The organism is Variovorax sp. 54, assembly GCF_002754375.1.
GTDB lineage: Bacteria > Pseudomonadota > Gammaproteobacteria > Burkholderiales > Burkholderiaceae_C > Variovorax.
On sequence record NZ_PEFF01000001.1, the window covers coordinates 2,618,929 to 2,639,074 of the forward strand.

Here is a 20,146-nt window from a genome sequence, read left to right on the forward strand (position 1 = left end):
GTTCGCTGCCTAGACTGCCCGCATGCCTTTTCCCGCCCCCACAGACTTGCAGCCCGCGCATCGCAGCGGGTTGCGCTGGAACCCCGCTCTCGAGGGGCTGCGTTGCCTCTCGTGCGGAACGCTCTATCCCGTCTCACTGCGCCACGATGGCTGCGCGAAGTGCGCCGCGGCCGGCCGCCATGTGAGCCTGGCCGCTTCCTATGCGGGCGCTCCTGGCCAGGGCATCTCGCTGCCCTTTCTTGGCTTCGTGAAGCAGACACAGGCCGGGACCTCGCGCTCGCTGCCGGCGTTCGCCAAAGCCCTGGGCGTCGCGCAGCTCACGGTGCACGACGAAAGCCGCAATCCCTCGGGCTCACACAAGGACCGCATGTCGGCGTTCGGCGTGGCGCACGCGCTGCTGGCCGGCGCCGACACGTTGGTGCTGGCCTCGAGCGGCAACGCGGCCCTCTCCGCAGCGGTCTACGCGCGCGCAGCCGGCCTGCGCTGCGAAGTCGCGACATACGCCGACATGCCGCAGTCCTATGTCGAAGCGCTGCAAGCCCAGGGGGCTGCGCGGCTCGTCTTCCCGGACAACCAGGGACGTTGGGACCACGTGGCCCGCCGCGCCGGTGACACGGGCGTCTTGCCGTTGACCAACTATCACCTGCCCGCCTTGGGCGGTGCACCGCTTGCCATCGAGGGCTACAAGACGATCGCGGCCGAAATGGCTTCTTGGGACAAGTTGCCAGACCACATCGTGGTGCCGACGGCACGCGGCGATCTGCTCTGGGGGATCTATCGCGGACTGTCGGAACTTCAAGCCGCGGGACGCATACGGGCCATGCCGCAGCTGTGGGCCGTGGAGCCGTTTCCCCGCCTCTCCCTGGTCTTGAAAGGGGCCTCGCTGCACGCCTCCCACCCCGGCCAGACAGCCCAGTTCTCGACCGCCGGCGCCACGACCACCTGGCTGCAGCATCAGGCCGTCACCACAACGGGTGGAGGCGCGGTGGCGATCGACGACACGACGGCCCGGCGGGCAAGGGTCAGCTGGCAGGCCGTGGGCAGCCAGCCCGAGCTTTGCGCGGCCGCGACCCTGGCTGCCGCACAGCAACTCGTCGCCACGCAGCGCATCGCCCCGTCCTCGCACGTCTGCCTGGTGCTGACCGCCAATGCCACGCGCGACCCGGCGTGGCCGGACCCGGCCACCACCCCTTCCTTGCTCCAACCTTCCCACGGAGTCCCCGCATGACGCTGCATCCCTCACGACGCCAGGCCGTCCTTGCGCTCCTTGCCGCCGGCCTCGCAGGCCAGGCGAGCGCCCAAACCGTGCCGATCAGGATCGTGGTGCCTTGGGCGCCAGGCGGCAGCACCGACGCCATCGCACGGGTGCTTGCGCAGCGGCTGTCAGAAACCATGGGCCGCACCGTGCTCGTCGACAACAGACCGGGCGCGGCCGGGCAGATCGGCACCGATTCAGTCGCCAAGGCGCCCCCCGACGGGAACAGCCTGCTGATCGTGGAATTGCCGCACGCCATCGCACCCGCGGTGACGGCGAAGCTTCCCTATGACCTCCTGCGCGACTTCGCACCCGTCACGCTGCTGGGCACGACGCCACTCGTTTTCTTCACCAGTGCCGATCCAGCGGCGCCCACCGACTTCGCGAGTTTCGTGGCACGCGCCAAAAGCGAGCCGCCTCTCGCGTTGGCCCACAGCGGAGCAGGGACCGTGAGCCACCTGTCTTCTGAATTGCTCGCCGCGCGCAGCGGATTGAAATTCACCCTCGTGCCCTACAAGGGCTCCGCGCCGGCGCTGGTCGATGTCGCCGGCGGCATCGTCGCCGGGCACTTCTCGTCCCTGGCAGCCGGTGCGTCGCTCTACCAATCGGGCAAGCTGCGCGCCCTCGCCGTCACTTCTGCGAGCCGCATCCCCCTGCTGGCGAACGTGCCCACGCTGAAGGAGCTCGGTGTGCGCGACATGGAGATCGACCAGTGGTGGGCCCTGGTGGCGCCGGCGCACGCCAACACGGACATGCTCGAGAAGCTGCGCGGCCAGGTGTCAGCGGTCATGGCCCACCCGGGTGTGAAGGACAAGCTCTCGTCGCTGGGCATCGTGCTGCGCTTTTCATCGTCCAGGCCCGAGTTGGCCGAGTTCATGCAAGGCGAAGTCCGACGCTGGGGAGCCGTCGCGCGCAGCCTCGCCCTGAAGCCGGAATAGGCTGACAGGCCGCTCGGAATCTGGGCCACTGCCCGCGGGTTGCCGGCAGCTTCAGGCCGGTTTGCGCGCCCTGCCGCCGAAGATCGCAGTTCCCACTCTGACCATCGTGCTGCCGGCACTGACCGCCGCTTCGAGGTCCCCACTCATGCCCAGCGACAGCGTGTCCAGCGCGATGCCCGCGGCGCGGATCGACTCGAACACCGCATGCGCACGCAGGCACAGTTCGCGCTGCGCCGCGAAATCGGGCGCCGGTTCGGGGATCGCCATGAGCCCGCGCAGCTGCAGCTGTGGCAAGGCCGCCACAGCGCGCGCGAGGGCCAATGCCTCTTCCGGCGGCACGCCGGACTTGTTCGCGCCGCCGTCCACGTTGACCTGCAGGCACACCTGAAGCGGCGGCAGATGGGCCGGCCGCTGGACCGACAGGCGCTCGGCGATCTTCAGGCGGTCGATGCTGTGGACCCAGTCGAACTGCTCGGCCACGGGCCGCGTCTTGTTGCTCTGCAGAGGGCCGATGCAGTGCCATTCGAGCCCCGCGCGCAGGTCGGCCAGCGCGGCGATCTTGTCCAGGCCCTCCTGCACGTAGTTCTCGCCGAACGCCGCCTGGCCGGCCGCGTGCGCCTCGCGCACGGCCTCCGGCCCGAAGGTCTTGGACACCGCCAGCAGGCGCACCGCCAACGGGTCGCGCCCGGCGTCTGCACAGGCCTGGTCGATCCGGGCCCTTACTTGCTGGAGGTCGTCGCCAATCATCGTCATAATCTTCCGAATTCGTATCAAAACGTCACTAAAGCCTGCCCGAGGAGCCCCGTGGACATCACCCAACTGCTGGCGTTCAGCGTCAAGAACAAAGCCTCCGACCTGCACCTGTCGGCCGGCCTGCCGCCGATGATCCGCGTGAACGGCGACGTGCGCCGCATCAACGTCGATGCACTGGACCACAAGGCGGTGCACGCCATGGTGTACGACATCATGAGCGACACGCACCGCAAGCACTACGAAGAGTTCCTGGAGGTCGACTTCTCGTTCGAGATCGACGGCCTCGCGCGCTTCCGCGTGAACGCCTTCAACCAGGCGCGCGGTGCGGCCGCCGTGTTCCGGACCATTCCCTCGAAGATTCTCACGCTCGAGCAGCTCAACGCCCCGAAGATTTTCGGCGAACTCGCGCTCAAGCCGCGCGGGCTGGTGCTGGTGACGGGCCCCACGGGCTCGGGCAAGTCGACCACGCTGGCGGCGATGGTGAACTACCTCAACGAGAACGAGTACGGCCACATCCTCACGGTGGAAGACCCGATCGAGTTCGTGCACGAGTCGAAGAAGTGCCTAATCAACCAGCGCGAGGTGGGGCCGATGACGCTGTCGTTCTCGAACGCACTGCGCTCCGCCCTGCGCGAAGACCCGGACGCGATTCTGGTGGGCGAGTTGCGCGACCTCGAAACCATTCGCCTCGCCATGACCGCGGCCGAAACGGGCCACCTGGTGTTCGGCACGCTGCACACCTCGTCAGCCGCCAAGACCATCGACCGGATCATCGACGTGTTCCCGGGCGAAGAAAAAGAAATGATCCGCGCGATGCTGTCGGAGTCTTTGCAAGCCGTGATCTCGCAAACGCTGTGCAAGACCAAGGACGGCCAGGGCCGCGTGGCGGCGCACGAGATCATGCTGGGCACGCCGGCCATCCGCAACCTGATCCGCGAGGCCAAGGTCGCGCAGATGTACTCCACCATCCAGACCGGCCAGGGTTCGGGCATGCAGACGCTCGACCAAAACCTGACAGAGCTGGTGCGCCGCAATACGATCTCTGCCGCCGAAGCGCGCGGCAAGGCCAAGATTCCCGAGAATTTCCCCGGCTGATTCGAACAGCCACCCGGAGCACAGACATCATGGAACGCGATCAAGCCAGCCAGTTCATCAACGACCTGCTCAAGCTCATGGTGAGCCGCAACGGCAGCGACCTGTTCATCACCGCCGACTTTCCGCCGGCCATCAAGGTCGACGGCAAGGTCACCAAGGTGTCGCAGCAGGCACTGGGCGCGCAGCACACGCTGGCGCTCACGCGCTCGATCATGAACGACCGCCAGACGGCCGAGTTCGAGCGCACCAAGGAGTGCAACTTCGCGATCTCGCCGACCGGCATCGGCCGCTTCCGCGTGAACGCGTTCGTGCAGCAGGGCAAGGTCGGCATGGTGCTGCGGACCATTCCCGCCAAGCTGCCGACCATCGACGGGCTGGGCATGCCGCAGGTGCTGAAAGACGTGGCGATGACCAAGCGCGGCCTCACCATCCTGGTGGGCGCCACGGGCTCGGGCAAGTCGACCACGCTGGCCGCGATGGTCGACTGGCGCAACGAGAACTCGTTCGGCCACATCGTCACGGTGGAAGACCCGGTCGAGTTCGTGCACCCGCACAAGAACTGCGTGGTGACGCAGCGCGAAGTGGGCATCGACACCGACAGCTGGGAAGCCGCGCTCAAGAACACGCTGCGCCAGGCGCCCGACGTGATCCTCATGGGCGAAATCCGCGACCGCGAGACCATGGAGCACGCCGTGGCCTTTGCCGAAACCGGCCACCTGTGCATGGCCACGCTGCACGCCAACAGCGCCAACCAGGCGCTGGACCGCATCATCAACTTCTTCCCCGAAGAGCGCCGCGCACAGCTGCTGATGGACCTGTCGCTGAACCTGCGCTCGCTGGTCTCGCAGCGGCTGGTGCCCACCGAAGACGGCCAGGGCCGCGTGGCGGCGGTCGAGATCCTGCTGAACACGCCGCTGATCTCCGACCTGATCTTCAAGGGCGAGGTGGGCGAGATCAAGGAGATCATGAAGAAGAGCCGCAACTTGGGCATGCAGACCTTCGACCAGGCGCTGTTCGACCTGTTCGAGGGCAACGCGATCAACTTCGAAGAAGCGATCCGCAACGCCGACTCGGCCAACGACCTGCGCCTGCAGATCAAGCTCAACAGCCAGCGCGCGCGCAGCACCGACCTGGCGGCCGGCACCGAGCACTTCGCGATCGTCTGAGGCCGCACTGCCGGTGCGTCCCTGGGACGCGCCGGCTTTCTTTCTTTGGCTTTAAGCTGTCGGCCATGAGCAGCATCAACCCCCGCACCTACGAATCCGTTCCCGCCCAGACGGTGGCCTTCCTCGGCCTCGGCGTCATGGGCGGGCCCATGGCCGGGCACCTGGCCAAGGCCGGCCACACGGTCACGGTCTACAACCGCACGCCCGCCAAGTCGCAGGCCTGGGTCGCCGAGTTCGGTGCGCCCGGCCGCCACGCCCCGACCCCGCGCGAAGCGGCGGCCGGCGCGGACATCGTGTTCTGCTGCGTCGGCAACGACGACGACCTGCGCTCGGTGGTGCTCGGCGACGACGGCGCCCTGGCCGGCATGAAGCCCGGCGCCGTGCTGGTCGACCACACCACGGCCTCGGCCGACGTGGCGCGCGAGCTGTCGAAGGCGGCGCAGGCGCGCGGCCTGCACTTCATCGACGCCCCCGTGTCGGGCGGCCAGGCGGGCGCGCAGAACGGCGCGCTCACCGTGATGTGCGGCGGCGACGCGGCGGTGTTCGAACGCATCAAGCCGGTGGCGATGGCCTTCTCGCGCGCGGTCACGCTGCTGGGCGAGAGCGGCGCAGGCCAGCTCGCGAAGATGGTCAACCAGATCGCCATTGCGGGGCTGGTGCAGGGCCTGTCGGAAGCCATCGCCTTCGGCCAGCGCGCAGGTCTCGACATGGAAGCCGTGCTGGGCGTCATTGGCAAGGGCGCGGCCCAGAGCTGGCAGATGGACAACCGCGGCAAGACCATGATCGCCGGCAAGTTCGACTACGGCTTTGCCGTCGACTGGATGCGCAAGGACCTGGGCCTGGTGCTCGATGAAGCCAAGCGCAACGGCGCGCGCGTGCCGGTGACGGCGCTGGTCGACCAGTTCTATGCCGACGTGCAGCAGGCCGGCGGCAGACGCTGGGACACCTCGAGCCTCATCATCCGGCTCAAATGAACAAAGCCCGCGGAAGCGGGCTTTTTAGTTTCAGCGGACCGGCGTGGTGGTCGCACCACCGGCCGGTGCGGGCAGCGGCTCCATCGGCGGCAGCGGCACGCGCGAACCCGAGGAAGAAGCCCCTGGCGTCGACGGCGTCGCGTTGCTCACCGGTGCCGGGCCCGTGCCGCCACGCTGTGCGGCGGCCTGGTTGGCCGCCTGGCTCGCAGCGAGGTCGGCCTCGCTCACCACCTCGACCACGCGCACCACCTTCGCCACGCCGGTCACGCCGCGCGTGATCTCGGTGGCGCGGTCGGTCTCGCGCCGCGTGGCGATGCCCATGAGGTAGACCGTGCCGCGCTCGGTCACGACCTTGAAGGAGTTGGCGAAGATGTCCTTGGCGTCGAGCAGCGAGGCCTTCACCTTGCCGGTGATGTACAGGTCGTTCGAGCGGTCCTGGAAGGTGCTCGGGGCGCCGATGGTGAGCTCGTTGACCACCGAGCGCACGTTGACGACGCGACTCACCTCGTCCTCGACGCGGCGGCGGTCGGCGTCGTTGCCGACGGCGCCGGTCAGCAGCACCTGGCGGTTGAAGCTGGTGACGCTCACGTACATGTTGTCGTTGGCGATGTCGCGCACGCGGGCCGCGGCACGCAGCTCGATGCCCTGGTCGTCGAGCTGGGCGCCCGAGCTGCGGCGGTCGGTCGCCACCATGCCCACGCCCACCACCGCGGCGCCGCCCACGACGAGCGGCACGCAGGCGGACAGGCCGCCCACCAGAGCGGCGCCGAGGGTGAGGGCCAGAGCGAAACGTTGGGTCGATGCCTTGGTCATGGTCATGAGGAAACTTCCTGTTCTCCGAGTAACTGGGCATCCACGCCGTCGCACAGGCAATGCAGCGCGAGCAGGTGGATTTCGTGAATGCGTGCCGCACGCTCGTGCGGCACGCTGATCTGGACGTCGGTTTCGCGCAGTGCGCGGCCGATGGTTCCGCCGGTGCCGCCCGTAGCAGCGGCACCTGGCGCGGCCGCTGCCAAGCCGGTCGCGGCGTTGCCGAGCAGCGCCACCACCGTCATGTCGCGCTCGTGCGCGGCGAGCACGGCGGCCAGCACCGCGGACGAATGCCCACTGGCGCTGAGCACCAGCAGCACGTCGCCAGCCTGGCCGAGCGCGCGCACCTGGCGTGCGAAGCGGTCGGCATCGGCGGCCTGCGGGCTGTCGGCCGCCGGGTCGGTGGTGTCGCCGGGCAGCGCGATGGCACCCAGCTCGGGCCGCTCGCGTTCGAAGCGGCCCACAAAATTGGAAGCGAACTGCGCGGCCAGCAAGCCCGACACACCGGCGCCGCAGGCCAGCACCTTGCCGCCGCTGGTCACGCAGGCCAGCAGCGCCTGCATCGCTTGAGAGATGGGTTTGCTGAGGACCGGGCCGGTCTGGTATTTGAGGTCGGCACTGTCAATGAAGTGCTGCTGAATCCGTTGCTCGAGCATGGGGCGCGATGATAACTGGGGGTCGTGAAACAAGACGTTGGAGTGGTGGAGCCTTCAGCAAGGCTTCAGTTCCCTGGCGGGTGCGTCAGCCGGCATCGAAGGCGGCTTTCAACCAGGTGATTTTCTCCTCGATCAGCACCACGTCGAAACGGCACGGCGGTAGCGACCGCAACCGGCCCAGGTAGTGCCGCGCGGCCAGCACGATGCGCCGCTGCTTGCCCGCCGTGATGCTGCCGCCCGCGCCGCCGTGCGAGCCCGCGCTGCGCTGGCGCACCTCGACGAACACCAGCGTGCCGTCGCGCGGATCGCGCATGATCAGGTCGACCTCGCCGCCGCCGCGTCCCGGCGTTCGATAATTGCGCGCGACCGGCACGAGGCCGGCCCGGCGCAGGTGGTCGAGCGCGGCGTCTTCCGCCGCATCGCCGCGATGCTTCGTCGTCGTGGTGCTTGTCGTCATGGCTCCCTGCCCTGTTTTTTGTTTTCGCTGCCCTACGGAGAAACCTCTTGGCTTCACTCGCCCCTGCTTCCTTCGGCGCGGCCCTGCCGGCCGCGCACGACGCCGCGGGCGCGCAGCATTATCCGCAGGGCACGCTCTACGTCGTCGCCACGCCGATCGGCAACCTGGCCGACATCACGCTGCGCGCGCTGCATGTGCTGCAGCTGGTGGACGTCATCGCCTGCGAGGACACGCGCCACACACAGACGCTGCTGCGCGCCTACGGCATCGACCGCCCCGGCGCGCGGCTGCTTGCGGTGCACCAGCACAACGAGGCCGAAGCCGCGCAGGCCGTGGTCGCACGGCTCGCGCAGGGCGAGCGCATTGCCTACGTGAGCGACGCCGGCACGCCCGGCGTGAGCGACCCCGGCGCGCGCCTGGCCGCCGCCGTGCGCGCGGCCGGCCAGCGCGTGCTGCCGCTGCCGGGCGCCAGCAGCGTCGTCACGCTCGTGAGTGCGGCCGGGCTGGTGGCCGAGGGCGGAGAGAGCAACGCGCACAACAGCAGCGCCTTCGTGTTCGCAGGCTTCCTGCCCAGCAAGGCCGGCGAGCGCGACACCGCCGTGCAAGCCCTCGCGCAAGAGCCGCGCGCCGTGGTGTTGCTGGAAGCGCCGCACCGCATCGAAAGCCTGGCCCGCGCCCTGGCCGTGCTGGGCGAACGCCGCATCACCGTGGGCCGCGAACTCACCAAACAGTTCGAAGAGATCGCCACCGTGGCCGCCAGCGCGCTGCCCGACTGGTTCAGCGCCGACCGCGACCGCACGCGCGGCGAGTTCGCGCTGGTGCTGCACCCGGTGGCGGTGAGCGGCGACGGCGGCGCGGAAGGCGAACGCGTGCTGCGCCTCCTGCTGGCGGAGCTGCCGGTGAAGACGGCCGTGAAGCTGGCCGCCGAGATCAGCGGTGCGCCGCGCAACACGCTGTATGAGCTGGCGCTGCGCATACGCAACGAAGCCGGCAGCGACGACGGCGCTTAGCGCTTAGCCCTCAGCCATCCAGCTCGGCATAGCGCCGAAAGATCCCGTCCTCGTTGAACGCGATCCGGCGCGGGCTCTGCAGGTAGTCGTGCACGCGCTGGCGCCGCCGGATGTTGGCGTGCAGCTTCACGACCGACGGCGTATCGGCCAACGCCCGCGCGGCGGCTTTCGGAAAGGCGTACTGCAACCCATCCACCAGCTGGAACAGCGACAGGTCAGCATAGGTGAGCACGTCGCCGACCAGGTGCAGGTCGCCCGTGGGGTTGCGCTGCAGCACCTGCTCGAACCAGTTCAGGAATTTCGGGATGCGCGCTTCGCGGAAAGCACGCGCGCGCTGCACGGCCGCATCGCGCTGGTCTTCGTAGCAGTCGCCGGTCGAGATCGGGTGGTGGGTGTCGTGCGCCTCGGCCACGGCGTCGGCGATGGTCAGCTGTAGCTGGTGCGTCCACAGGCCGTCGGATTCGCCGATGCCGGCCAGGCCGAGCTTGGGACCGAGGTACAGCAGGATCGCGGCGGTCTGGCCGACCACGATGTCGCCATCGATGAGGAACGGCGGTGCGAACGCGGCGCGCGGATTGTCGGGATCGCCGAGCCGCTGGCCCAGCGCGGAGTCGCCGCCGCCTTGCGACGCGGGCAGCCGCGCGACATCGACGTAGTCGGCGCCCGCGGCCTCGAGTGCGAGCCGCACGAATTCGCCGCGGCCCTGGATCGTGGGCCAGTAGTGCAGTTGGTATGCCATGCGGCCATGGTGGCAGGGCCGGCGGGGCGCTGCAACCGGCGACCGGTTGCGAGGGATGTCAGATCAGGCGGCGAAGGCGCGCGGCCGGTTCACCAGAACTTCCACCACGGGCGCGGCGGCTGGCGCAGGGCCAGGGGCGGGTGTCCAGGTCGGCGCTCTGGCTCGGGGGAATCGAATCGCCGAAGCGGCGGCGCATCTCGGCCTCCAGGGCATGTGCGATGCCGCGGGCCTGTTTCTCGCCGCGCAGCGCGCGCCGACGCCATTCGGCAGCGTGTGCTGCCAGGCTGGTTTCGTCCAGTTCGGAGAGCTCCATATGCGTGGAATTTTTACATGCATGCGTCCGTGTGACAGGGTGCAACGGCGTGTCACGGCCCGGTCGCGCGGATCTCCGGATCGGCCTTGTCTTGCAAGGCCAGGCCGGGTCGGGGAAGAAGTGAAAAAACCGGAAGCCCTTGCGGAATTTCCGGTCTTGAAGGTGGTCCCGCCGCCAGGAATCGAACCTGGATCTCAGCCTTCGGAGGGCCGAATTCTATCCGTTGAAATACAGCGAGAGGGGTGCTCCGGAATGCACCGGAGCCGCTCATTATGGCCTATCAGGCCTCGGCGGTTTCCGCGTCCTGCGCCGTGGGGACACCGCCGGCCGGCGTGCGCGGGAAACCGAGCCCGGCCAGGTAGACGCGGAAGGTGCGCCGGCCGGTCGGCACGAGGTCGAAGGCGGTGGGGTCGAGCAACCAGTTCTGGATCAGCCCGCCCATCAGGGCGTGCATGCCTTGCGCCGCGACCGCGCCGGGCACCGGCAGCCGGATACGGGCACGCCGCGCGGCCAGACGCAGGGCTTTTTCGAAATCGACCACGCAGGCGTTGCGCGCGTCGAGGTGGCGCTGCTGCACCGAGGCCATGTCATGCGTGTATTCGACCTTGTGGGTCGCAATGTCGAACACGCGCCGCACCTGCGGGTCGGCGACCATGAGCGTCAGCGCGTGGATCAGGCCTTCCTCGATCTCGACCAGCGGATCGTCGCCGGGGATGTCGCTCTTGGGCGGCGTTTCCAGCGGCAGGATCACGCGCTCCATCATGGCGTTGAACAGGTCGGCCTTGTCCTTGAAGTGCCAGTAGATGGCACCCCGGGTCGCGCCGGCCTGCTGCGCGATCTGCTGCAGCGTGGTCTGCGAAACACCTTGCGCCTGAAACAGCAGCTCCGCCGCATCGAGCAATCGATGCCGCGTTGCCAGTGCTTCTTCCTTCGTACGACGTGCCACCAAGTCTCCTGATTTGTAAAGCGAACGGCCTTTGCGTATCGTGGGGCCATTGCATGGCTGTCACTATACATCCATGAATGTATGTAAACTAGCGCGCTTCTCGGATGGCCCACCTGCCCGTGCTGGTTTACGGATCTCTCCCGCAAAAGCGCCATCTCCCGTCTTCGCATCAAAGGAATCACATGCCTCTTCTGCATGTCTCGCGTCAACCGTCCTTGTCGTTTTCGCCGCGTCTCGCGACCGTGGCCTTCGTCTCCCTCCTGTTCCTGGCCGCCTGCGGCAAGAGCGAAGCTCCGGCCGGACCGGGCGGCGGTGGCGGTGGCGCCCGTCCGGCGCCTGAGGTCGGCGTGGTGGTGGTCAAGCCCACCGACGTGGGCCTCGTGACCGAGCTGCCCGGCCGCCTCGAAGCCTCGCGCATCGCCCAGGTGCGCGCCCGCACCCCCGGCATCCTGCTCAAGCGCGAGTTCCGCGAAGGCAGCGACGTGAAGGCCGGCCAGCTGCTGTTCCGCATCGACCCGGCACCGCTGGTGGCCGCCACGCAGAACGCCCAGGCCGCCCTGGCCCGCGCCGAAGCCAACGCCGTGCAGGCCAAGGCACTGGCCGACCGCTACAAGCCGCTGGTCGAAGCCAACGCCGTGAGCAAGCAGGAATACGCGACGGCCGTGGCCTCCGCCAAGACGGCCGAAGCCGACGTGGCCGCCAACCGCGCGCTGCTGCAGACCGCCAAGATCAACCAGGGCTACGCCGACGTCACCTCGCCCATCGCGGGCCGCATCGGCCGCGCGCTGGTCACCGAAGGCGCACTGGTCGGCCAGGGCGACGCCACCGAGCTGGCCGTGGTGCAGCAGATCAACCCGCTGTACGTGAACTTCACGCAGTCGGCCTCCGACGTGCTCAAGCTGCGCCGCGCCGTGGCCGCCGGCCAGTACAAGCGTGCCAGCGGCGAAGAAGCCGCGAGCATCCGCGTGGTGCTGGAAGACGGCACCGACTACGGGCAGGACGGCAAGCTGCTGTTCTCCGACCTCTCGGTCGACCCGACCACGGGCCAGGTCACGCTGCGCGCCGAGATCCCGAACCCCAAGGGCGAGCTGCTGCCCGGCCTGTACGTGCGCGTGAAGCTCGAGCAGGCCCAGGTGACGAACGCGATCACGGTGCCGCAACAGGCCGTCACGCGCACCCAGCAGGGTGACCACGTGACGGTGGTCAGCGCCGACGGCAAGCTGAGCCAGCGTACCGTGAAGATCAGCGCCGCCAAGGACAACCAGTGGGTGGTGCTCGACGGCCTGAAGGCCGGCGAACAGGTGATGGTCGACGGCTTCCAGCGCCTGCAGATGATGCCGCCCGGCACGCCCGTGAAGGCGGTGCCGTGGCAGAAGCCGGCGCCGAACGGCGCGGCTGCCCCCGCGGCTGCTGCACCCGCGGCACCGGCAGCGTCTGCTGCCGCGGCACCCGCCGCCAGCCCGGCTTCGGCCCCGGCTGACAAGAAGTAATCAGGAGCGCCTCGCATGGCCAAATTCTTTATCGACCGACCGATCTTCGCGTGGGTGATCGCACTGTTCATCATCGTGGTGGGCGGTGTCGCCATCACGCAGTTGCCGATCTCCCAGTACCCGCCGGTGGCTCCGCCGGCCATCGTGATCAACGTCGCCTACCCCGGTGCGTCCGCGCAAACGCTCGAGGACAGCGTGCTGTCCGTGATCGAGCGCGAAATGAACGGCTCGCCCGGCCTGATCTACATGGAATCGGTGGCCCAGGCCGACGGCACCGGCGCCATCACCATCAGCTTCGAGGCCGGCACCAACGAAGACCTCGCGCAGGTGGACGTGCAGAACCGGCTCTCGCGCGCCACGCCGCGGCTGCCCTCGGCCGTGACACAACAGGGCGTGCGCGTCGACAAGTCGCGCAACAACTTCCTGCTGTTCGCGATGCTGTCTTCGGACAACCCCGAGTTCGACCCGGTGGCGCTCGGTGACTATGCCGCGCGCAACATCGTGCCGGAACTGCAGCGGATCGACGGCGTGGGCCAGGCCCAGCTGTTCGGCTCCGAGAACGCGATGCGCATCTGGATCGACCCGGCGAAGCTGCAAGGCTTCAACCTGTCGTCCAACGACGTCAACACCGCGATCCGCGCGCAGAACGCCCAGGTGGCTTCGGGCACGCTCGGCGACCTGCCGAACATTCCCGGCCAGGCGATCTCCGCCACGGTGACGGTGAACGGCCAGCTCAACAGCGTCGAGCAGTTCCAGAACATCGTGCTGCGCGCCAACACCGACGGCTCGACCGTGCGCCTCAAAGACGTGGCGCGCGTCGAACTCGGCGGCCAGAACTACGCCACCTCGGCGCGCCTGAACGGCGTGCCGGCGGTCGGTATCGGCGTGCAGCCCACGCCGACCGGCAACGCGCTGAAGTCGGCCAAGGCCGTGCGCGCCAAGATGGCCGAGCTGGAACGCTACTTTCCCAAGGGCGTGAAGTGGGACATTCCGTACGACAGCTCGCGCTTCGTGCAGATCTCGATCACCGAAGTGGTGAAGACGCTGTTCGAAGCCATCGCGCTGGTGTTCCTGGTGATGTTCCTGTTCCTGCAGAACTGGCGCTACACGATCATCCCGACGATCGTGGTGCCGATTGCGCTGCTGGGCACCTTTGCCACGCTGCTCGCACTGGGCTTCTCGATCAACGTGCTCACCATGTTCGGCATGGTGCTGGTGATCGGTATCGTGGTGGACGATGCCATCGTGGTGGTGGAGAACGTCGAACGCATCATGAGCGAAGAGGGGCTCTCGCCGCTCGACGCCACGCGCAAGGCCATGCAACAGATCTCGGGCGCCATCATCGGCGTGACCGTGGTGCTGATCTCGGTGTTCGTGCCGCTGGCCTTCTTCGCGGGTTCGACCGGCAACATCTACCGCCAGTTCTCGGCGGTGATGGTGGCCTCGATCGGCTTCTCGGCCTTCATGGCGCTGTCGCTCACGCCGGCGCTGTGCGCCACGCTGCTCAAGCCGGTGGAAGCCGGCCACCACCATGAGAAGCGCGGCTTCTTCGGCTGGTTCAACCGCGGCTTCTCGCGCACGGCCAAGGGTTACGAAGGCATGGTCGCGCGCATCCTGCGCCGCGCCGCTCGCTACCTCGTGATCTACGCCGCGATCATCGGCGCCGTCGCGTACTTTTACACGCACCTGCCGAGCTCGTTCCTGCCCGAGGAAGACCAGGGCAACATCATCGTGAACGTGCAACTGCCCCCGGGCGCGACGCAAGAGCGCTCGCTGTCGGTGATGCAGCAGGTCGAAGGCTTCATCCTGAAGCAGCCTGAAGTGCAGAGCATCGTGAGCGTGATGGGCTTCAGCTTCTCCGGCCAAGGCCAGAACGCGGGCCTCGCCTTCGTGACGCTGAAGGACTGGGAAGAACGCAAGGACCCGGCCCACTCGGCCAGTGCGCTGGCCGGCCGCGCCTTCGGTGCGCTGTCGGGCATCCGCGACGCCTTCATCTACCCGCTGAGCCCGCCGCCGATTCCCGAACTGGGCAACGCCAGCGGCTTCAGCTTCCGCTTGCAAGACCGTGCGGGCGCAGGCCACGAGGCGCTGATCAACGCACGCAACCAGCTGCTGGGCATGGCCGGGCAGAGCAAGATCCTCGCGCAGGTGCGCCCTGACGGCCTGGAAGACGCGCCACAGCTGGAGATCGACATCGACCGCGACAAGGCCAACGCCCTGGGCGTGAGCTTCGACGCGATCAACAGTGCGCTGTCGACCTCGCTGGGTTCGAGCTACATCAACGACTTCCCGAACCGCGGCCGCCTGCAGCGCGTGGTGGTGCAGGCCGATGCGCCGGCACGGATGCAGCCGGACGACCTGCTGCGCCTGAACGCCGTCAACACCAAGGGCCAACCGGTGCCGCTGTCGGCTTTCGCGACCACCAAGTGGGTCTCGGGCGCCACGCAGACCGTGCGCTACAACGGCTACCCCGCCATCCGCATCAGCGGTGACGCGGCGCCGGGCCAGAGCACGGGTGCCGCCATGGCCGAGATGGAAAAGCTCGCCGGCCAGCTGCCGCAAGGCTTCGGCTTCGAGTGGACGGGCCAGTCGCGGGAAGAAAAGCTCGCCGGCTCGCAGGCCATGATCCTGTACGGCTTCGCGATCCTGGCGGTGTTCCTCTGCCTGGCCGCGCTGTACGAGAGCTGGTCGATTCCGCTGTCGGTGATCCTGGTGGTGCCGCTGGGCGTGCTGGGTGTGCTGGTGGCGACGATGCTGCGCGCCTATTCCAACGACGTGTACTTCCAGGTGGGCCTGATCACCATCATTGGCCTCTCAGCGAAGAACGCGATTCTGATCATCGAGTTCGCGAAAGACCTGCAGGCGCAGGGCCGCGGCGTGGTCGAGGCCGCGCTCGAGGCCGCGCACCTGCGGTTCCGTCCCATCATCATGACCTCGCTGGCCTTCGGCCTGGGCGTGCTGCCGCTGGTCCTGGCTTCGGGCGCAGGCTCGGCGAGCCAGCGTGCCATCGGCACCGGCGTGCTCGGCGGCATGGTGACCGGCACGGTCCTGGCCGTGATCTTCGTTCCGGTGTTCTTCGTGGTGGTGCGCACGCTGTTCAAGGGCAGCACGCGCCAGCACGAGGCCGACAAGCGGCATGCGGCCGCGGCCGGCATCACGGGAGACCAAACACATGACTAAGAAACCTCTGATTCCTACCGTGCTGGCGGCCGCGATGCTGCTGGCAGGCTGCTCGCTGATTCCGACCTACGAGCGCCCCGCAGCGCCGGTGCCGACCACCTTCCCGGGTGACCCGGCACAGCCGTCGGGCCAGGCCGCGGCCGCCCTGCCCTGGCAGGACTTCTTCACCGACCCGCGCCTGACGGGCCTGATCCAGACGGCGCTGGCGAACAACCGCGACCTGCGCGTGTCGGTGCTCAACATCGAGCAGGCGCGTGCGCAGTTCCAGATCGAACGCTCGGCGCTGTTCCCGGCGCTCGGCCTCACGGGCGCGGGCTCGCGCTCGAGCCCCAACGCCTACCAGTCGATCGATCCGACACAGGGCAGCGTGGCCTCGCAGTACAGCGTCAACTTCGGCTTCACGGCGTGGGAGCTCGACTTCTTCGGCCGCATCCGCGCGCTGAAGGACCAGGCGCTGTCGCAGTACCTGGCCACCGAAGAGTCGCGCAAGGCCGCGCAGATCAGCCTGATCGCGGCTGTGGCCAGCGGCTGGCTCACGCTGCTGGCCGACGACGAGCTGCTCGAGATCACGCGCCAGACCATGGTCACGCGCGACGAGTCGGTGCGCCTAACCAAGCTGCGCTTCGACAACGGCGTGTCGTCCGAGATCGACTTCCAGGCTGCGAACTCGCAGGCCGAGACGGCGCGCGCCGCCTATGCACAGCAGCAGCGCGCCCGCCTGCAGGACGAGAACGCCCTCGCCCTGCTGCTGGGTGCGCCAGTGCCGGCCGAAGCCACCGCCGGTGGCGCCAAGGGACTCGCGGGCATCCGCCCGATGCCCGACGTGCCGGCCGGCCTGCCCTCCGACCTGCTGGCCGAGCGGCCCGACATCCGCGCGGCCGAGCAGCAGCTGATCGCGGCCAACGCCAACATCGGCGCGGCGCGGGCGAACTTCTTCCCGCGCGTGTCGCTGACGAGTTCCATCGGCACGGCGAGCAGCGAGTTCTCGGGCCTGTTCGATCGCGGCAGCAAGGCCTGGAGCTTCGCGCCCACGGTCACGCTGCCGATCTTCGATGCGGGCCGCAACATCGCCGGGCTCAACTCGGCCAAGGCCGGGCGCGAGATCGCGGTGGCGCAGTACGAGAAGTCGGTCCAGACCGCCTTCCGCGAAGTGGCCGATGCCCTCGCGGGCCGCGCCACGCTGGGCGAGCAGGCGCGTGCGCAAACCGCACAGGCCGACGCCGAGGCGGTGCGCTACAAGCTCTCCGACCTGCGCTATCGCAACGGCATCGCCAGCGCGCTCGACCTGCTCGACGCACAGCGTTCGCTGTTCACGGCGCAGCAATCGGCCGTGGCCACGCGCCTGCTGCAATTGCAGAACCAGGTCACGCTGTACAAGACGTTGGGTGGCGGCTGGACCACACGCAACAACGGTTGAGACACCTGCGCGTCCGATATGGAGAGGTCAATTGCCCGCGCGGGCAAAGGGCCTCTCTATAATCGCCGGTTGGTTAGAAAAAGCCCCCGACGAGCCCCCCGTTATTGAGGACGCCATGAGCGCAGACCCGCACAACCAGGCCACAGAAGAAGCCCATACCGGCCCGATCAAGAACCCGAAGCAACTGCTGCTCGCGGTATTTTTCTCTTTCATCATTCCGATCCTGATCATCGTGGGCCTCGTGTCCTATGTGGTCTCGGGCACCAAGCCCGCCGGTACCGCGGAGGGCGACAACATGGCGCTCTACGGCGTGACCAAGGAATCGCGCGACCGTGAAGTGGCCGAGCGACTGAAGAAGGTCGGCTCCATCGAGATCCGTGACGGCAATCGGCCCCTGGCCGCCGGCGAAGCCGTGTTCAAGGCCCAATGCGTGGCCTGCCACGGCGCGCCCGGCATCCCCGGCGCCCCGCACCTGAACGACGCCGCAGCCTGGGGCCCGCGCATCGGCCAGGGCTACGCCACGCTGCTCGAGCACGCGCTCAAGGGCAAGGGCGCGATGCCCGCCCAGGGCGGCGGCGACTTCGAAGACATCGAAATCGGCCGTGCCGTGGTGTACCTGGCCAACGCCGGCGGCGCCAAGTTCCCGGTGCCGGACCGTCCGGCAGCAGCGGCTGCCGCGCCGGCCGAAGGTGCTTCGGCTGCGGCCAGCGCGCCTGCCAAGTAAGCGATCGACGGCGCCTTGCGCCCATGAAAAAACCGGCTTCAAGCCGGTTTTTTTACGCCCGGATGGTCCGGATTGCTATCTTTTCAATAGCTACGCAGCCGCAGTGGCATGGCGTTCCGCCGGGCTCAGCACATGCCCGAAGCGCCTCGGCAGGTCGGCTGCCTGCACCGGCTCCGGCGTCCAGATGCCTTGCTCCACGGCTTCGGCGGCGATGCCCACGTCCTGCGTGTGCACCAGCCCGAGCCCCGCCGGCGCGACCAGATAGAGCCGGCCGTGCTCGTCGAGCAGGCAGCCCGTCACCTCGGCGGGCGCGCCCGTGTGGGCCGTGACCGTGAATGCGTTCTCGCCCTGCTGCGCCACGCGCCACACCAGCGGCGCCGCCTCCAGCTCGACATACACGCGCTGCGGTCCGTTCTGGAAAAACCACTGGCCGTCGGCGTCGTGCTCGTAGTTGCGGTGAATGAAGTCGATCAGCTTGTCGTGCCGCAGCATCGAGCCCTTGGCGCTGCGGAACGGGCCCTGCGCTTGCGTGCGGTCGTCGCGCATGTACCAGTTGCCGCGCGCGTCCAGGCCCAGCCAGCCGTAGCAGTGCGGCACGTTCGGCCACTTGGCCAAGGCTTGTTTGACGATGTCATCCATGGGCCGTATTTTGCGCGCGCGCTGACGACAAGTTGTAGGCCAACCACCCGCCCACACACTCGGGCATCCCGCCCACATGCCCCGGCGGCAGGCCGAGCGGAAAGCCCACATGCCCGCCGCCCGCGGGCTGCCACAGCGTGACGTGCGCGCCGACCTCGTGCGGACCGGGCAGGCTGCGGGCCGGAATGAAGGGATCGTTGCGGGCATTCACCACCAGCGCGGGCACTCGGATCGCGCCCAGCAGCGGCTTGGACGAGCCGCGCGCCCAGTAGTCGTCGGTGTTGCGAAAGCCGTGCAGCGGCGCGGTGAACACGTCGTCGAAGTCATACAGATCGCGCGCGGCCATCAGCCGGTCGCGGTCGAACAGGCCCGGGAACTGCGCCAGCTTGGCCAACGCCTTGGGCTTCATGGTCGCGAGGAACATGCGCGTGTAGACCAGCCGGTTGAAGCCGCGCCCGATCGCCTCGCCGCCCGCCGCCAGGTCGAGCGGCGCGCACACCGACGCCACCGCGTCGACCGAGGCGCGCGCGGTCTCGCCCGCCTCGCAGGCCCAGCGCAGCAGCGCATTGCCGCCCAGCGAAACGCCGGCCGCCAGCACCGGCCCGCCGCCGCCCTGCACCACGTGCTGTGCGTGCATGCGCCGCAGGATCCAGTCGATCTCTTCATGGTCGCCCGAGTGGTAGGCGCGCGGCGCGAGGTTCAGCTCGCCGCTGCAGCCGCGAAAGTGCGGCACCGCGAAGGCCATGCCGCGCGACGCGGCAAAGGCCGCGAAGGCCTCGGCGTAGTGGCTGCGCGACGAGCCTTCGAGCCCGTGGAACAGCACCAGCAGCGGCCGGGGGCCGGGCTGCGGCGCATCGGCGAAATCGACGTCGACGAAATCGCCGTCCGGCGCGGTCCAGCGCTCACGGCGGTACACCGGCGCCGGTCCGTCGAAGCGGCGCGCCCACAGCGCAGCCCAGATGGTCTGCAGGTTGCCGCCGGGCAGCCAGCGCGGCGCGGTGTAGCCCATTGCGTCGTATGCAGCGGGCGACGCGGAAGTCGGTGAAAAAGAGGAAGAAGGAAAGAAAGAGGCCATCGCTCGGAAGAAGGCTTCAGTGCAGAACCTGCGGCGTATCGTTCGCGTCGTCCGGCTCGCGCGCGCTGCCCGGGCTCGCATGGTGCGCCACCAGGCGCCAGCCCTGTGCGGTCTTGTGATAGACGTTGGTCGCCAGCACGAAGGCATGGCGCGGCCCTTCGGCCGTGAGCACTTCGATGCGCTCCAGCACGTTGTGCACGGCGCTCGCGAGCGACTCGATCTTGCGCACGCGCGCCGGCGTCGCATGGATGGCGCCGTTGCCGAACATCTGCTCGAAGGCCGCGCGGATCGCCACCGCGCCGACCAGCCGCGGGCCGCCCGGGTGGACGCAGAACACCTCGTCCTCGTCGGCCCAGCAGGCCATCAGCGCATCGACATCGCCGCGTTGCAGCGCTTCGTAGAAGGCAGCCTCGACATCGTCGGCAGTGCCGCCGATGGCCGCGGCGGCGCGGAAAGGGGTCTTGGGCATGGCGGTGAAGGGCGAGAGCGAAGGGGGTACGGCGGATTTT

The 20,146-nt window shown here is 68.5% G+C and carries 20 protein-coding genes and 1 tRNA gene; 10 read left to right on the forward strand and 11 right to left on the reverse strand.

The window, feature by feature from the left end:
• Positions 1–22: 22 nt before the first annotated feature.
• Complete coding sequence (locus CLU95_RS12010) at positions 23–1,228, forward strand: pyridoxal-phosphate dependent enzyme (protein WP_099793358.1); 1,206 nt, start codon at positions 23–25, stop codon at positions 1,226–1,228.
• A complete protein-coding gene (locus CLU95_RS12015) occupies positions 1,225–2,193 on the forward strand; it encodes a tripartite tricarboxylate transporter substrate-binding protein (RefSeq protein ID WP_099793360.1) in 969 nt (322 codons plus the stop codon). The genes CLU95_RS12010 and CLU95_RS12015 overlap by 4 nt, the downstream gene beginning before the upstream one ends.
• A gap of 51 nt (positions 2,194–2,244) precedes the next feature.
• Here CLU95_RS12015 and CLU95_RS12020 read toward each other — a convergent pair whose 3' ends face one another.
• Positions 2,245–2,946, reverse strand: a complete 702-nt coding sequence (locus CLU95_RS12020) for a YggS family pyridoxal phosphate-dependent enzyme (RefSeq protein ID WP_099793362.1) — start codon at positions 2,944–2,946, stop codon at positions 2,245–2,247.
• 51 nt (positions 2,947–2,997) lie between these two features.
• Here CLU95_RS12020 and CLU95_RS12025 point away from each other — a divergent pair, with 51 nt between their 5' ends.
• From CLU95_RS12025 to CLU95_RS12035, 3 genes are all read left to right on the forward strand, one after another.
• Positions 2,998–4,041: a type IV pilus twitching motility protein PilT gene (locus CLU95_RS12025; RefSeq protein ID WP_056576373.1), complete on the forward strand. Its 1,044-nt coding sequence runs from the start codon at positions 2,998–3,000 to the stop codon at positions 4,039–4,041.
• A gap of 29 nt (positions 4,042–4,070) precedes the next feature.
• Complete coding sequence (locus CLU95_RS12030) at positions 4,071–5,207, forward strand: PilT/PilU family type 4a pilus ATPase (protein ID WP_099793364.1); 1,137 nt, start codon at positions 4,071–4,073, stop codon at positions 5,205–5,207.
• A gap of 65 nt (positions 5,208–5,272) precedes the next feature.
• Positions 5,273–6,181, forward strand: coding sequence for an NAD(P)-dependent oxidoreductase (locus tag CLU95_RS12035; RefSeq protein ID WP_099793366.1), 909 nt, complete (start codon positions 5,273–5,275; stop codon positions 6,179–6,181).
• A gap of 30 nt (positions 6,182–6,211) precedes the next feature.
• Here CLU95_RS12035 and CLU95_RS12040 read toward each other — a convergent pair whose 3' ends face one another.
• The 3 genes from CLU95_RS12040 to CLU95_RS12050 all read right to left on the reverse strand — a co-directional run bounded on the left by CLU95_RS12040 (position 6,212) and on the right by CLU95_RS12050 (position 8,104).
• On the reverse strand, positions 6,212–7,000 hold the full coding sequence (locus tag CLU95_RS12040; protein ID WP_180288585.1) for a BON domain-containing protein: 789 nt from the start codon (positions 6,998–7,000) through the stop codon (positions 6,212–6,214).
• The gene (locus tag CLU95_RS12045; protein WP_099793368.1) at positions 6,997–7,647 is read right to left on the reverse strand and encodes an SIS domain-containing protein; all 651 of its coding nucleotides are present in this window, start codon (positions 7,645–7,647) and stop codon (positions 6,997–6,999) included. Before CLU95_RS12045 ends, CLU95_RS12040 begins: the two co-directional genes overlap by 4 nt.
• 85 nt (positions 7,648–7,732) lie before the next feature.
• On the reverse strand, positions 7,733–8,104 hold the full coding sequence (locus CLU95_RS12050) for a YraN family protein (protein WP_099793370.1): 372 nt from the start codon (positions 8,102–8,104) through the stop codon (positions 7,733–7,735).
• Positions 8,105–8,151: 47 nt separating this feature from the next.
• On the opposite strand from CLU95_RS12050, the gene rsmI reads away from it, so the two are divergent.
• Positions 8,152–9,114, forward strand: a complete 963-nt coding sequence (gene rsmI, locus CLU95_RS12055) for a 16S rRNA (cytidine(1402)-2'-O)-methyltransferase (RefSeq protein WP_099793372.1) — start codon at positions 8,152–8,154, stop codon at positions 9,112–9,114.
• 10 nt (positions 9,115–9,124) lie between these two features.
• Here rsmI and CLU95_RS12060 read toward each other — a convergent pair whose 3' ends face one another.
• The 4 genes from CLU95_RS12060 to CLU95_RS12075 form a co-directional block, all read right to left on the reverse strand.
• On the reverse strand, positions 9,125–9,853 hold the full coding sequence (locus tag CLU95_RS12060) for a glutathione S-transferase (protein ID WP_099793374.1): 729 nt from the start codon (positions 9,851–9,853) through the stop codon (positions 9,125–9,127).
• Between the two features lie 58 nt (positions 9,854–9,911).
• On the reverse strand, positions 9,912–10,166 hold the full coding sequence (locus tag CLU95_RS12065) for a hypothetical protein (protein ID WP_099793376.1): 255 nt from the start codon (positions 10,164–10,166) through the stop codon (positions 9,912–9,914).
• Positions 10,167–10,329: 163 nt separating this feature from the next.
• A tRNA-Arg gene (locus CLU95_RS12070) sits at positions 10,330–10,404 on the reverse strand.
• 42 nt (positions 10,405–10,446) lie between these two features.
• Positions 10,447–11,115: a TetR family transcriptional regulator gene (locus tag CLU95_RS12075; protein WP_099793378.1), complete on the reverse strand. Its 669-nt coding sequence runs from the start codon at positions 11,113–11,115 to the stop codon at positions 10,447–10,449.
• A 179-nt stretch (positions 11,116–11,294) separates the two neighbouring features.
• Here CLU95_RS12075 and CLU95_RS12080 point away from each other — a divergent pair, with 179 nt between their 5' ends.
• The 4 genes from CLU95_RS12080 to CLU95_RS12095 all read left to right on the forward strand — a co-directional run bounded on the left by CLU95_RS12080 (position 11,295) and on the right by CLU95_RS12095 (position 17,923).
• Complete coding sequence (locus tag CLU95_RS12080; RefSeq protein ID WP_099793380.1) at positions 11,295–12,602, forward strand: efflux RND transporter periplasmic adaptor subunit; 1,308 nt, start codon at positions 11,295–11,297, stop codon at positions 12,600–12,602.
• 15 nt (positions 12,603–12,617) lie between these two features.
• Positions 12,618–15,782, forward strand: coding sequence for an efflux RND transporter permease subunit (locus tag CLU95_RS12085; protein WP_099793384.1), 3,165 nt, complete (start codon positions 12,618–12,620; stop codon positions 15,780–15,782).
• Positions 15,775–17,199 (forward strand): efflux transporter outer membrane subunit, encoded by a 1,425-nt coding sequence (locus tag CLU95_RS12090; RefSeq protein WP_099793387.1) that lies wholly within the window; start codon positions 15,775–15,777, stop codon positions 17,197–17,199. Before CLU95_RS12085 ends, CLU95_RS12090 begins: the two co-directional genes overlap by 8 nt.
• Before the next feature lie 115 nt (positions 17,200–17,314).
• Entirely contained in the window at positions 17,315–17,923 is a 609-nt protein-coding gene (locus CLU95_RS12095; RefSeq protein ID WP_099793390.1) for a c-type cytochrome, read from the forward strand.
• A gap of 90 nt (positions 17,924–18,013) precedes the next feature.
• On the opposite strand, the gene CLU95_RS12100 is transcribed toward CLU95_RS12095, so the two are convergent.
• The 3 genes from CLU95_RS12100 to CLU95_RS12110 form a co-directional block, all read right to left on the reverse strand.
• Positions 18,014–18,562 carry a DUF2946 family protein gene (locus CLU95_RS12100; protein ID WP_099793392.1) on the reverse strand — a complete coding sequence of 183 codons (549 nt, stop codon included), beginning with the start codon at positions 18,560–18,562 and terminating at the stop codon, positions 18,014–18,016.
• Positions 18,555–19,571 carry a YheT family hydrolase gene (locus CLU95_RS12105; RefSeq protein ID WP_099793394.1) on the reverse strand — a complete coding sequence of 339 codons (1,017 nt, stop codon included), beginning with the start codon at positions 19,569–19,571 and terminating at the stop codon, positions 18,555–18,557. Before CLU95_RS12105 ends, CLU95_RS12100 begins: the two co-directional genes overlap by 8 nt.
• 82 nt (positions 19,572–19,653) lie before the next feature.
• Entirely contained in the window at positions 19,654–20,106 is a 453-nt protein-coding gene (locus CLU95_RS12110) for a YybH family protein (protein ID WP_099793396.1), read from the reverse strand.
• Between the last annotated feature and the right edge of the window lie 40 nt (positions 20,107–20,146).